The sequence below is a fragment of the Brevundimonas vesicularis genome (assembly GCF_027886425.1).
Taxonomy (GTDB): Bacteria; Pseudomonadota; Alphaproteobacteria; order Caulobacterales; family Caulobacteraceae; genus Brevundimonas; species Brevundimonas vesicularis_C.
The window spans coordinates 595135-608251 of record NZ_CP115671.1 but is presented as its reverse complement, the minus strand read 5'-3'; the positions used below and the strand labels follow the sequence as shown (position 1 = coordinate 608251).

The following is a 13117-nucleotide window of genomic DNA, read 5'->3' as shown; positions in this document are numbered from 1 at the left end:
GTAGCCCACGGATCATCGGCGCGAGAGGCGCGCCGCGAGCCTATGGGTTTCGTCCGCCGTCATCTTGGCGAACTGGCCCATGCCCAGCGCCAAGGCGGCGCTGACCAGGCGGTCGTTCTCTACCTTTGACACATAGGCGACATTCGATCCCGGCCCCGGTGTCGCCGGCAGGCTGGGATGCGGCGGCGGATTGCGCACGACGCGCGCGGCCAGCTCGGCCTCCAGCCGCATCAGCTCTGACAGCGGCATCGGTCGTGACGAACCCGGTTTGTCGATCGGCATGCCCTTCCTCCTCCTTCATTTCGCCCCCGTCCGGGGCGGGATCGACGCGCGCCAACGCGTCGATCTGCGGGCCTTACCCCGCACGACCAGGACCGATCGGCCGCCCGGCTGATCGCCGCCCCCGCTCACGCGAGCCGGGGACTCCTACTCGTGCAAAAGGCGACTCCGCAAATGAATTGTTCTCGTAATGTTCTCATCGTTGATCAGCGCCCCGTCGCGCCGTGCGAACCGCCGACAGCGTGGCTGGGTGGCAAGCGCCACTTGGCCCGGCGGATCTGCGGCGTGCTGGCCGCCACGCCCCATGACGCCTACTGCGAGCCGTTCATCGGCATGGGCGGCGTGTTCCTGCGTCGGCGGGTTCGCCCGGCCGTTGAGGTGATCAACGACCTGAGCGGCGACGTCGTGACCCTGTTCCGCGTCGCCCAGCGCTTCCCCGACGCCCTGATCCGCGAACTGGCGTGGCGGCCGGCGGCGCGGGCGGAGTTTGAGCGGATCTGCGAGACGCCCGATGGCGATCTGCTGGACATCGAACGGGCGGCCCGATTCCTCTACCTTCAGACGCTGGGCTTCGGAGGCAAGGTCGCCGGCCGGTCCTATGGCGTCAGTCCGACCAGCCCCCACAACTTCGACCTGACGAAGATCGAGCCGCGCCTGCGCCAGCTGCATAACCGGATGGCCGGGGTCGTAATCGAGAACCTGGACTGGCTGGCCTTCATCAGCCGCTACGATCGTGCCGGCAGCCTTTTCTATCTGGACCCGCCGTATTGGGGCGGTGAGGGCGACTACGGCGCCGGCATGTTCTCGCGCGACGATTTTCAGCGCATGGCCGACAAGCTGCGGACGATCGAGGGGCGTTTCCTGCTGTCGATAAACGACCGGCCGGAGATCCGCGAGATGTTCGCCTGGGCCGACATCGAGGCCGTGAAGACGGTCTATTCGATCCAGGGCGGGAATGCGCCTGGAGCGGCCGAGCTGCTGATCGCCAAGGGCGTCGAGCTTGCTTCGGCTGCTCCGCAGGCCAAGCTGCTATAACCAACAGCAACCTAGGAGAATGTGGGCTAGCTACGCCGACCTCAGTCGCGGCTGGGGCGGCGGAAGATGGCTTCCTTGCCAAACATAGCCGCGTCGGCACGCATTGCTTTCATCGTTCGAGAGGATGCCACTCGATCCAAATCCGCAAACATCGCCGCCTCAATCTTTTCATACTGGCTATCTGAGATTGCGGCGGAGGCGTCAGCCGCAATCTTAGCCTTCTCTTGATAGAGACCCATCAGCTCGCCAGGAATAACCACACTCCCCGGTTTCAGGACGCCGTCCTTCACGTGAACCTTCGTGCCTTTCCAAACACGATCAGGGTCAACTACCGTCCCAAAAATCTGGAAGCGACCGAGCTTCGCCCATGCGTACGTAGACCTGGAATTGCCGACTATATCGAGCATGATTGCGTTCATCGTGAAGCGATTGAAGTTCGTGGGGAGGTCCACGAACGACGCAGTTTCAGCGACGTCCCAAATCACCAAGTGCTGCTCGTGCTTGCCTGGGTGAGGGAGACGGCCCAGTAAAAACTCGCGCCAAGCCAACTCCGTCTGCTGGAAAAGCTGATCTTCAGCTTGCGTGTAGGTCACCTCGGGATTGCGCCCCTTTGCATAGACAAGCACGCGCCACGTGACGGACACACAGAACTTTAGCAGCCAGTCGGTATAGCGAGTCAATTCTCGCCCGTCAGACCACGCTGCCACCACCTCATTTGCGAACTTCCGCTCCCAAACGCTGAATAGTTGCTCGCAGTCGTCGCACAGCCAAGGAAGCTTCAAGCCGTCCTGAGCGCGTTTGTTCGGCGCATCCGAAAACCGCATGTGACCGGTAGCGCTGTTTTTCTTCAAGTCGCGGAACACGAACGCCGGGATTATGTGGCTGACGCGGAGCGGCTTCTCTCGCCAGCACAAGCGACATGCCAGATCGGAACTGGGACCCAAAGTCAGGCTCATCTCGACAAGCTATGATCTAGAAGGGTCTGGGTCCATCTGTCGGTTGTCGATGACCGTGCGCGAGAAGAACGGCGGGAGAACATCCTCCGGGACTATTCCGGGACTTTCTCTCCCGAACCGGGACTTTTGTTCCCTTTTGGTCCCCGTCATCGCGGCGCAGCCATAGTGCTGCGCCGAGCCAACTGCCTGATTTTGGGTAGGAAAGTGGTGACTGGAGGCGGGATCGAACCGCCGACCTGTGGGTTATGAATCCACCGCTCTAACCATCTGAGCTACCCAGTCCCGGGCCCTGCGCGCGGCCGGGGCCAGCGAGAAAGAGGCGTGCCTATATCGCCGTCGGGCGCGCGGTTCAAGTCGTCTCGGACCAGAACCTGCGGCGATAGAGCGCAAGACGGTCAGAGCCAGGAACGGTAACGCTGGCCTCGCCGTTTCGTAACGACTGCCCACAGCCCAGCCGGAGCTCGCTCTTCATGCGCCTGATCGTCGCCGCCGCCTCGACATCCCTACTCGTTCTCGCCGCCGCCTGTGGCGCGAATAGCGAGAGCGCCGGTGCTGCGCCTCAGGCCGGGGCCCCGCTGGAAACGCGTCCGGCGAACAATCCCGATCAACAACCGGCCTTCGCCGGCCAGACCCGCGCGCCGGGCGTCAGGACCGAACAGGCCATGACCCACACGGTGGTCGCCTCGGGCCTCGTCCATCCCTGGGGTCTTGCGGCCCTGCCCGACGGCCGCTGGCTGGTCACCGAAAAGCCGGGTCGTCTGCGCATCATCACCGCTCAAGGCCAGGTCGGCGAACCGGTCGCGGGCCTGCCCGCCGTCGACGCGCGCGGTCAAGGCGGCCTGCTGGATGTGATCGTTGGGCCGAGCTTCGCGCAGGATCGCATGATCTATTGGAGCTATGCCGAACCCCGCGAGGGCGGCAACGCCACCTCGGTCGCGCGCGGGCGTCTGTCGGACGACGGTTCGCGTGTCGAAAATGTACAGGTCATCTTCCGCGCCCTGCCCGTCTATGACGGCGACAAACATTTCGGGTCATCCCTGGCCTTCGCGCCGAACGGCAAGCTGTTCATCACCCTGGGCGAACGCTCGGACAAGCCGATGCGGCCCCAGGCGCAGGATCTGGGCTCGCACATGGGCAAGACCATTCGCATCAACGACGACGGCACGGTCCCGCAGGACAATCCCTTTGTCGGCCGCGCCGGAGCCCTGCCGGAAATCTGGAGCCTGGGACACCGCAACGTCCAGGGCGTCGCCGTTCAGCCGGGAACGGGCGCCATCTGGACCATCGAACACGGCACGCGCGGCGGCGACGAGGTCAATCTGGACAAGGCCGGCGCCAACTACGGCTGGCCGGATGCGGCCTACGGCGTCGAATATTCGGGCGGTCAGATCAACAGCGGCGCGACGCAAAAGGATGGCACCGAGCAGCCCGTCTATTACTGGGATCCGGTGATCGCACCCGGCGGCGCAATCTTCTATCAGGGCGCCATGTTCCCCGGCTGGGACGGCAACCTGCTGGTCGCGGGCCTGAAGGAAAAACATATTGCGCGTCTGGTGATCCAGAATGACCGGGTGGTGGGCGAAGAGCGCCTGCTGACAGACTTAGGCGAACGCATCCGCGACGTGGCGGTCGGCGCCGACGGGTCGGTCTGGGCCATCACCGACGAGCAGAATGGCAAGCTGGTCAGGCTGTCGGCGACACAGTAGTCTTCCAGGGCCGGGGGGCTATGCGGAGCGGTTGACGCTCCAAAGGGAGCAGCGAACCATGCGTATCCTCATCCTTTCCGCCGCTGTTGTCCTGCCGCTGCTTTCGGGCTGCGGCTCGATGGGCGCGACCAATAGCTATCAGCAGGACCTGAACGCTCTGGAGGCCGCCTGCACGCGTGACCAAGGCATTTTGACGCCGACTGGCGTTCAGACCGGCCGTCCCCAGACCGAATACGCCTGCAAGATCACCGGCGGCGCCACCCGTATTCCGCCGCGCTGACAGCGGGCGCTCGGCCGGCGTTCCCACGCTCTCATACCTTCAGTCAGTCAAAGCATCCGCCGCAAGCGGCCGCGATCACGCGGCTTATTACTTGACGTTGACGTAAACGTAGGGTTCTTGGCGTCCACGCTTGGAACCGCCTTGTCCGTCGTGCCGCGACCTGCCGCACGTTGAGGATGGGCCCAAAGATGGAGACGCACTTCCATGGCTGACGCCTATATCTACGACGCCGTCCGCACGCCGCGCGGCAAGGGCAAGAAGGACGGCTCGCTGCACGAGATCACCGGCCTCAGCCTGGCGACCCAGGTGCTGGAAGCCCTGCGCGACCGCAACGACCTGGACACCTCCAAGGTCGATGACGTCATCCTGGGCTGCGTCACGCCCGTGGGCGAACTCGGCGCCGACATCGCGCGCACGGCCGTACTCTCGGCCGGCTGGTCGCAATATACGGCGGGCGTCCAGATCAACCGCTTCTGCGCCTCGGGCCTGGAAGCCGTGAACATGGCGACGGCCAAGGTGAAGTCCGGCGAGGCCGACTTCGCCGTCGGGGGCGGCGTCGAGGTCATGAGCCGCGTGCCCATGGGTTCGGATATGGGCGCCTGGCCGACCGACCCCTCTTCGGCCTTCCCGACCTATTTCGTGCCGCAAGGCGTGTCGGCGGACATGATCGCTACCAAATACGGCTTCAGCCGCGACGACGTGGACGCCTATTCGGTCGAAAGCCACAAGCGCGCCGCCAAGGCCTGGGCCGAGGGCCGGTTCAAGAACTCGGTGATCGGCGTCAAGGACCAGCTGGGCCTGACCATCCTGGATCATGACGAGACGATCCGTCCGAACACGGACATGCAGGCGCTCGGCAGCCTGAACCCCTCCTTCGCCATGATGGGCGAAATGGCCTTCGACGGCGTGATCAACCAGCGCTATCCCGAGGTCGAGCGCGTCAATCACGTCCACACTCCGGGCAACTCGTCCGGCATCGTCGATGGTTCGGCCGGCGTGCTGATCGGTTCGCTGGAAGCCGGCCAGGCCCTGGGCCTGAAGCCGCGCGCCAAGATCCTGGGCGGCGCCTCGATCGGCTCGGAGCCGTCGATCATGCTGACCGGCCCGGAATATGTGACCCGCAAGCTGCTGAATAAGCTGGGCATGACGCCCGACGACATCGACCTGTGGGAGCTGAACGAGGCCTTCGCGGCCGTCGTCCTGCGCTACATGCAGGCGCTAGACATCGACCACGCCAACATGAACGTGAACGGCGGCGGCATCTCGATGGGCCACCCGCTCGGCGCCACCGGCGCCATGATAACCGGAATCGCGCTTGACGAGCTGGAGCGCTCGAACAAGTCGACCGCACTGGTCACCCTGTGCATCGGCGGCGGCATGGGCACCGCCACCGTCATCGAACGCGTCTGATCCAGGAGCAAATGGATATGGAAAACTTTAAGATCGACGTCGACGCCGACGGCATCGCCCTGGTCACCTTCGACGTTCCGGGCCGTTCGATGAACACCCTGACCTCTTCGGTGATGAAGGAAATCCCCGAGCTGGTCGAACGCATCAAGACCGACGACGCCATCAAGGGCGCCGTCATCACCTCGGGCAAGGCCTCGGGCTTCTGCGCCGGCGCGGACCTGGGCGACATGGCCGGCGGCGTGCTGTCGGGCGGCGGCGACCTGCAAAAGGCGTTCGACGCCGGCTGGAAGCTGAACGGCGCCTTCCGTGCGCTGGAAACCTCGGGCAAGCCGATCGCGGCCGCGATCAACGGCCTCGCTTTGGGCGGCGGACTGGAGTTCACGCTGGCCGCTCACTACCGCGTGGTCGAGAACGACAACAAGATCCAGCTGGGCCTGCCCGAGATCAAGGTCGGCCTGTTCCCCGGCGGCGGCGGCACCCAGCGCCTGACGCGTCTGGTCGGCGTTCAGAACGCCATGATGGCGATGAGCGAGGGCAAGTCCTTCCGCCCGAATGACGCCAAGGGCGCCGGCATCGTCCATGAGGTGGTCGAGAAGGGCCAGTCGGTCGAGGCCGCCAAGGCCTGGATCAAGAACGGCGGCAAGGCCGTCCAGCCTTGGGACGAAAAGTCGTTCAAACTGCCCGGCGGAGGCCCCTATCACCCGGCCGGCATTCAGAACTTCATGGTCGGCAACGCCATGCTGCGCAAGCAGTCCTATGGCAACTATCCGGCCGTGGTGAACCTGATGAAGGCCGTTTATGAAGGCGCCCAGGTGCCGATGGACGCGGCCCTGCGCATCGAAACCCGCTACTTCATCAAGACCCTGATGACGCCGCAGGCCCAGGCCATGATCCGTTCGCTGTTCCTGTCCAAGCAGGAGCTGGACAAGGGCGCCGTGCGCCCGGCGGGCGTGCCCAAGTCCGATCCGAAGAAGGTCACGGTCATCGGCGCCGGCATGATGGGCGCGGGCATCGCCTATGTGCAGGCGCTGGCCGGAATCGAAACCATTCTGATCGACCAGACGCAGGAAGCCGCCGACAAGGGCAAGGCCCATGTCGAGGAGCTGCTGAAGAAGCGCCTGTCGCGCGGTCAGCTGACGCAGGAGAAGTATGACGCCCTGCTGGGTTCGGTCACGGCGACGACGGACTATGAGCTGATCAAGGGTTCGGACCTGGTTGTCGAGGCTGTGTTCGAAAACCGCGAGATCAAGGCCGATGTGACTAAGCGCGCCGAGGCGCGACTGGCCGAGGGCGCCGTGTTCGGCTCCAACACCTCGACCCTGCCGATCACCGGCCTGGCCGAGGCCTCGGTGCGGCCCGAGGACTTCATCGGCATCCACTTCTTCTCGCCCGTCGACAAGATGATGCTGGTCGAGATCATCCTGGGTGAACAGACGGGTCAGGCCGCCATCGCCAAGGCGCTGGACTATGTGCTGAAGATCAAGAAGACGCCGATCGTCGTCAACGACAGCCGCGGTTTCTACACCTCGCGCTGCTTCTCCACCTTCCTGATGGAGGGCATGGCGATGCTGGAAGAGGGCTACGGCCCGGCCCTGATCGACAATGTCGGTCGCATGACCGGCATGCCGCGCGGCCCGCTGGAGATGCACGACGACGTCGCCCTGGACCTGTCCTACAAGATCGCCAAACAGACGGCGCTGGATCTGGGCGACAAATACGTCCCGTCGGAAGGCGCCGACATCGTCGCCAAGATGGTCGAGGGCGGTCGCTTCGGTCGCAAGAACGGCAAGGGCTTCTACGATTACGATCAGAAGCCCAAGACGATCTGGAAGGGTCTGGGCGAACTGGCCCCCACCACCAAGGGCATCGATCAGCCGGAAGAGGCGACCGCCTTCGCTCAGATCGACGAGTTGAAGACGCGCCTGCTGTATCGTCAGGCCGTGGAAGTGGCCCGTTGCTGGGAAGAAGGCGTCATCGACGATCCGCGCGAAGCCGATCTGGGCGCCATCTTGGGCTGGGGCTTCGCGCCCTGGACCGGCGGTCCGATCAGCATGATCGACGGCATCGGCCTGGCCAAATTCGTCGAAACCGCAGACCGTCTGGCCGAGACCTATGGCGACCGCTTCAAGGTACCGCAGTTGCTGCGCAACATGGCGGCGAAGAACGAAACCTTCTATGGCAAGTTCGCCCCGGAGAAGGCCGCCGCCTGATCGGTCGCGGACATCCACAGACGGAACGGGCGGCCTTCGGGTCGCCCGTTTTCGTTTGGCGTTTGACTTTCGTCATCCTCCGGCGCGCGAAGCGCGACCGGGGGACCCAGCGGCGCCGGCGGCGATCGTTCCATCGCAGGATCTCGGGGCGTCGAGTCCGCGACAGCTTCGCGCTCACGCGCGCCGCTGGGTCCTGGTTCTGCGCTACGCTTCGCCCGGAATGACAAAAAAAAAGATCAGCACCGCTCACAAAAGAAAAAGACCCGCTCGACACGAGGTCGAGCGGGTCGCTCCGCCGCCCTTCGCGGGGTCGGTGGCGGGTCGCTAGGGGCGACGGAGTAGCGGTGAAAAGACCGGACCGAGACCGGGACAAACTCTGACAGTCCGCCCAGCCTCGGAGGCTGGCGTCAGCCTTCCAGATCCTGGCCTTCGTCCGGCTCGGGCGTGCCCAGCAGTTCGTCGGCGATCTTGTTGGTCGAGGCGCGCACGGCCTTTTCGATCGAGGCCGCGATGTCCGGATTCTGCTTCAGGAACTCGCGCACATTCTCGCGGCCCTGACCGATCCGGGTGGAGTCATAGCTGAACCAGCTGCCCGACTTCTCGATGATGCCAGCCTTGACGCCCAGGTCGATGACCTCGCCCAGTTTGGAAATACCCTCGCCATACATGATGTCAAAGATGACCTCGCGGAACGGCGGTGCGACCTTGTTCTTGACCACCTTGACCCGGGTGGTGTTGCCGACCACCTCGTCGCGGTTCTTGATCGCGCCGGTGCGGCGGATGTCCAGACGCACCGAGGCGTAGAACTTCAGCGCATTGCCGCCCGTCGTCGTCTCGGGCGAGCCGTACATGACGCCGATCTTGTGACGGATCTGGTTGATGAACAGCACAATGCATTTCGATTTGGAGATCGAGGCCGTCAACTTGCGCAGCGCCTGGCTCATCAAGCGCGCCTGAAGGCCCGGCAGGCTGTCGCCCATCTCGCCCTCGATCTCGGCGCGCGGCGTCAGGGCCGCGACGGAGTCGACGACCACAATATCGACGGCGCCCGACCGAACCAGCGTATCCACGATCTCCAGCGCCTGCTCGCCAGTGTCCGGCTGCGACACCAGAAGATCATCCAGATTGACGCCCAGCTTCTGGGCATAGACCGGGTCCAGCGCATGTTCGGCGTCGACGAAGGCGGCGACCCCGCCCTTCTTCTGCACTTCCGCGACGGTGTGCAGAGCCAAGGTCGTCTTGCCCGAGGATTCCGGGCCGAACACCTCGATCACCCGCCCGACCGGCAGGCCGCCGATGCCCAGCGCCATGTCCAGGCCCAGCGAGCCGGTCGAGACGCTGTCGATCTCGGCGACCACGCCCGCCTTGCCCAGTTTCATCACCGAGCCCTTGCCGAAAGCGCGATCAATCTGCGCGATCGCCGCCTCCAGGGCGCGTTGCTTGTCGCCGTCGTCCTTGCCCACCAATTTGAGTGCCGCCTGTGAAGCCATTGCCTTCGTCTCCCTTGCCATGATTCCCGTCATTCAGCTTGGGAGAGACCCGCCTGGACCCGCCCCCGTTTCGTGAGGCGGACTATGTGCATGGTTTGTTCTGGTTCACAAGATGTTCTCATTGATCAAAACGAGAACACCCAAAACCTACGACCGTTTTTGACGCCGGCTAAAGCGGAAGGCGCAGGCTGAAGCTGGCGCCCTCGGGGTCGTAAGTCATGACCGCCGAGCCGTGCAGCGAGCGGTTGATCGTCGAGTCGATCAGCACCGAACCGAAGCCCTTGCGCTGAGGCGGCGACACCGCCGGTCCGCCGCTTTCCACCCAATCGAGCAGCAAATGGCCTTCCGCCACGGACCAGTCGACCCGCACGCAGCCCGAGGCGTTCGACAGGGCGCCGTATTTGGCGGCGTTCACCGCCAGTTCGTGAAAGACCATGCCCATGCCCAGGGTCTGCTGCGCGTTCAGATCGACGGCCGGTCCGGTCAGGCGAACCTGTTCCTCGGCATAGGGGGCCAGTTCCTGAAGCAGCATGGCGCGCAGATCGACACGCTCCCAATTCGCGGCCGTCAGCAGATTCTGCGTGTTGGACAGGGCCACGAGCCGCGCTTCGAAAAGGGCGGTGAAGGTGGCGACATCCGGCGTGCGCCGCGCGGTCTGGTGGGCGATGGACTGCACCGTGGCCAGTGTGTTTTTCACCCGGTGATTCAGTTCGTTGATCAGCAATCGCTGCAAGCGTTCGCTGTCGGCCAAGGCGGCGAAGGCCTCGCGGCGATCGGTGATGTCGGTGATGACGCCCGACATCTTGATCGGCCGGCCCGAACGACTGCGGATCAGGCGTCCGCGCAGATGGATCCACCGGCCAGAGGCCGGCAGACGCCATTCCTGATCATATTCGCCCTCCCCCGCCAGGGCGCGCTCCAGCGCCTGACGATGCAGCGGCATATCCTCGGGCGACAGACGGTCGCCGACCTCGCTCGGGCCAAGGCGGCAGGACGGATCGATGGACAGAATTACGCGCGCGCGGTGCGACATCATCGTCGTCTTCATCGGCAGGGTCGCTTCCCAGAAGCCGACGCCGCCGGCGTCCACGGCCGCCAGAACATTGGCCCGCTGATCGACGATCGAGGCGCCCAGCGCGAGAAACAGCAGCGTGACTGCCCCGGTCGTCACCGCGACCGCCAATACCACCGGCGACGCCCCGCCCTCCACCGGCCCTGCGTCGGCGATCGGGGTCAGGATCAGGGCCGCCATGCCGATATGGTGCATGGAGACGATGGCCAGACCCAGGATCACGGCGGCGACCGCGCGCCAGGCCAGGCTCCGCTCCTGGCGGGCCGCAATCAGGGCGGCATAGGCGGCGGCGACCGCAACCAGCACCGACAGGGCGACCAGCACGGGCTGATAGCTCAGGACGGCGTTCATCCGCATCGCCGCCATCCCGACGTAGTGCATGGCGGCGACGGACCCGCCCATCAGCAGGGCCGCCGGCGCCAGTCGCAAGGGGCTGGCCTGCGCTGTCCCCGCCGTCAGGAAGGCCGCGGACGTGCCGGCCGTCGCCAGCAGGAAGGAGACCAGCGTCAGGCCGGGATCATAGAAGACGGGGCCTTCGGCCTCGAACCCCAGCATGGCGATGAAATGCATCGACCAGATGCTGACGCCCAAGGCCAGGGCGGCGACGCCCAGCCAACGCAACCGCGTCGCGCCGATCTGATCGCGGGTGCGGTTGAACAGATCCAGAGCCGTCCACGCGCCCAGGATCGCTATCGCCAGCGACAGGACGGTGAACGGATTGACGTGAAGATGGTGCAAACGCGCCGAGGCCCCGAGAAACAGCAGCGGTATGCTTAGCCCGGTTTCATCGCTCGGACGACTGCGAAACGCATCCGGATCAAGCGACCAACCTGGCCCCCACGGCGACCGCGACGGCCAGCGCCAGGCTGGCGGCGGCGAAGATCGGCAAGGCCCGCCCCGAGCGCGGCGCCAGCGGGCGGACCAGCATCGCGATCATCAGGGCGATCGGCCCTACTGCGCCAGGCATGTCCATGCCGACGCCCAGGAAGACGCCGTGCCCCTGAACCAGCAACCACCCGCCGACCAGGGCTGTGGCGACGACGGCGGGTGCGAAGGACGCCCACGACCCGAGGCGGGCGCCGATCACCGCCGTCGACGCGGCGGCCAGGGCGGCGATCAGACCGGGCCACAGCAGCAGGAAGGCGGCTTCCGGCGCCGCCGCCTGCACCCCGCCGCCCAGGATCAAAACCAGGACGATCAGCCCCAGCCAGGCGCCCCAGACGGCGTTCGCGTCCTGCGGTTTCGGCCGCGCTAGGCTGAGCGCCAGCGCAATCACCGTCGCCCCCACGACAGGCGGGCTAAAACCGCCCAGCGCCGCTGCAATCGCGAATGCCGCCAGTATCACTCCCGATGCGCCCCATCGGCCCATCAGGCGTCGCCCTGCGGTCAGCATCAGAACCAGGCCGAGCATGGCCAGGGCCACGGCGATTTCCAGAACCGGCAGGCGACGCAGCAAGGTGTAATAGAGGTCGGCCGAATCCACGCGACTGCCGATCGGCCCGGCCAGGACGCGCACCGCCTGTCCCACCACCACCGCGCTAGCCAACAGCCACAGGCCATCCGCCGCGCCCCGCGCGACCGACATGGCTCTCAAGCCCGTCGCATGGCGCGCGCCCCAGGCGGCGAAGGCCGTCGCAAAGGCCCCCACAGTCACCAGCAGCCAGCCGATCGCCGGCGAATGCTGCACGACGAACAGGCCGAAGACGTCGGCATAGACGGCGTTCTGCGTCGCCTGCGGCAGGGCCGGCGCCCGCAGCAGGTCATCGGCCATTTCCAGCGCCTGGGAGCCGATATGCTGCACGCTGCCCTGATCCAGCGCCTGTGGCGTCGAGGACGGCGAATGGTACTGCGCCGGGCGGCCGATGAAGGCCAGGTTGATCCCCGCCAGCTTGCGATCCGCCGCCACGGTGAAGTCCGTGCCGTTGGGCATCAGCCGATAGACGAAGATGGCCAGGGCGTTGCTGGACGGCCCGCCCGTCGCCCGCTGCGTCGCCTGGGCGTAGCGGGCGATGGTCTGGGCGTTGCCGGGCCCGGTCTCGAACATCATGGCGCGCCCGCCGCCGCCCCGCGCCTCCAGATTGATCACCGCGCCGATGTCGTCGCGCAGCGGATGTTCGCTGAAGAAGGCCCGCGCCCCGTCCAGATTCAGCTCCTCGGCGTCGGTGAACAGGACCACCAGCGTGCGTTCGGCCCCGCCCCGCGCCTTGATCGCGCGCACGGCCTCCAAAATGGCGGCCACCCCGGACGTGTCGTCGGCAGCGCCCGGCGAGGTCGGCGAGGTGTCGTAATGCGCCATCAGGGCGACGGCAGGCAGGGCCGGATTCCGTCCCGGCAGGACGCCGATGATATTGACCGCCTGGACGCCGCCCGCATTTCCACCCTCCCGCTCGAGCCGCGCGACGGCGGCGGGCGACAGGGCGCCGGTCTGCAGGCTGGGCTGAAGCCCCAGCGCCGTAAGCCTTTGGACCAGATAGGTCTGAACCTGCCGATGCTCGGCCGAGCCGACCGGATGCGGCGCTCGCGCGATCCGATTCACGTCCATCATGGCGCGCGCGGCCGAGAACTGAACCGCAGGCGCCGAGGCGGGCAGGGGTTTGGGCGTCTGCGCGGTCAGCACCGCCAAGCCCACGGCCGCCGCAAGGGACGCCAGAAACAACACCCAACGCATATCCAATCCCC

General features: G+C 65.7%; 10 protein-coding genes and 1 tRNA gene. 5 read left to right on the top strand and 6 right to left on the bottom strand.

Going from position 1 to position 13117, the window contains the following annotated elements; translation table 11 throughout:
* Positions 1–12: 12 nt before the first annotated feature.
* Positions 13–282, bottom strand: coding sequence for a hypothetical protein (locus PFY01_RS02905; protein WP_271042347.1), 270 nt, complete (start codon positions 280–282; stop codon positions 13–15).
* A 261-nt stretch (positions 283–543) separates the two neighbouring features.
* Here PFY01_RS02905 and PFY01_RS02900 point away from each other — a divergent pair, with 261 nt between their 5' ends.
* On the top strand, positions 544–1314 hold the full coding sequence (locus PFY01_RS02900; protein WP_420197040.1) for a DNA adenine methylase: 771 nt from the start codon (positions 544–546) through the stop codon (positions 1312–1314).
* A gap of 41 nt (positions 1315–1355) precedes the next feature.
* Here the strand turns inward: PFY01_RS02900 and PFY01_RS02895 are convergent, their stop codons facing one another.
* Together PFY01_RS02895 and PFY01_RS02890 are read right to left on the bottom strand one after the other, a co-directional pair.
* Entirely contained in the window at positions 1356–2270 is a 915-nt protein-coding gene (locus PFY01_RS02895; RefSeq protein WP_271042345.1) for a hypothetical protein, read from the bottom strand.
* Between the two features lie 205 nt (positions 2271–2475).
* Positions 2476–2552, bottom strand: a tRNA-Met gene (locus PFY01_RS02890).
* Between the two features lie 188 nt (positions 2553–2740).
* Here PFY01_RS02890 and PFY01_RS02885 point away from each other — a divergent pair.
* From PFY01_RS02885 to PFY01_RS02870, 4 genes are all read left to right on the top strand, one after another.
* Positions 2741–3976, top strand: a complete 1236-nt coding sequence (locus PFY01_RS02885; protein ID WP_271042344.1) for a PQQ-dependent sugar dehydrogenase — start codon at positions 2741–2743, stop codon at positions 3974–3976.
* 58 nt (positions 3977–4034) lie between these two features.
* The gene (locus PFY01_RS02880; RefSeq protein ID WP_066553113.1) at positions 4035–4256 is read left to right on the top strand and encodes a hypothetical protein; all 222 of its coding nucleotides are present in this window, start codon (positions 4035–4037) and stop codon (positions 4254–4256) included.
* 204 nt (positions 4257–4460) lie between these two features.
* Positions 4461–5666: an acetyl-CoA C-acetyltransferase gene (locus PFY01_RS02875; protein ID WP_271042343.1), complete on the top strand. Its 1206-nt coding sequence runs from the start codon at positions 4461–4463 to the stop codon at positions 5664–5666.
* 17 nt (positions 5667–5683) lie between these two features.
* Positions 5684–7876 carry a 3-hydroxyacyl-CoA dehydrogenase NAD-binding domain-containing protein gene (locus tag PFY01_RS02870; RefSeq protein WP_271042342.1) on the top strand — a complete coding sequence of 731 codons (2193 nt, stop codon included), beginning with the start codon at positions 5684–5686 and terminating at the stop codon, positions 7874–7876.
* A gap of 407 nt (positions 7877–8283) precedes the next feature.
* Here the strand turns inward: PFY01_RS02870 and recA are convergent, their stop codons facing one another.
* From recA to PFY01_RS02855, 3 genes are all read right to left on the bottom strand, one after another.
* Complete coding sequence (gene recA, locus PFY01_RS02865) at positions 8284–9366, bottom strand: recombinase RecA (RefSeq protein WP_055807377.1); 1083 nt, start codon at positions 9364–9366, stop codon at positions 8284–8286.
* A 169-nt stretch (positions 9367–9535) separates the two neighbouring features.
* A complete protein-coding gene (locus tag PFY01_RS02860) occupies positions 9536–11176 on the bottom strand; it encodes an MHYT domain-containing protein (RefSeq protein WP_271042341.1) in 1641 nt (546 codons plus the stop codon).
* Between the two features lie 79 nt (positions 11177–11255).
* Entirely contained in the window at positions 11256–13106 is a 1851-nt protein-coding gene (locus PFY01_RS02855; protein WP_271042340.1) for a M20/M25/M40 family metallo-hydrolase, read from the bottom strand.
* Between the last annotated feature and the right edge of the window lie 11 nt (positions 13107–13117).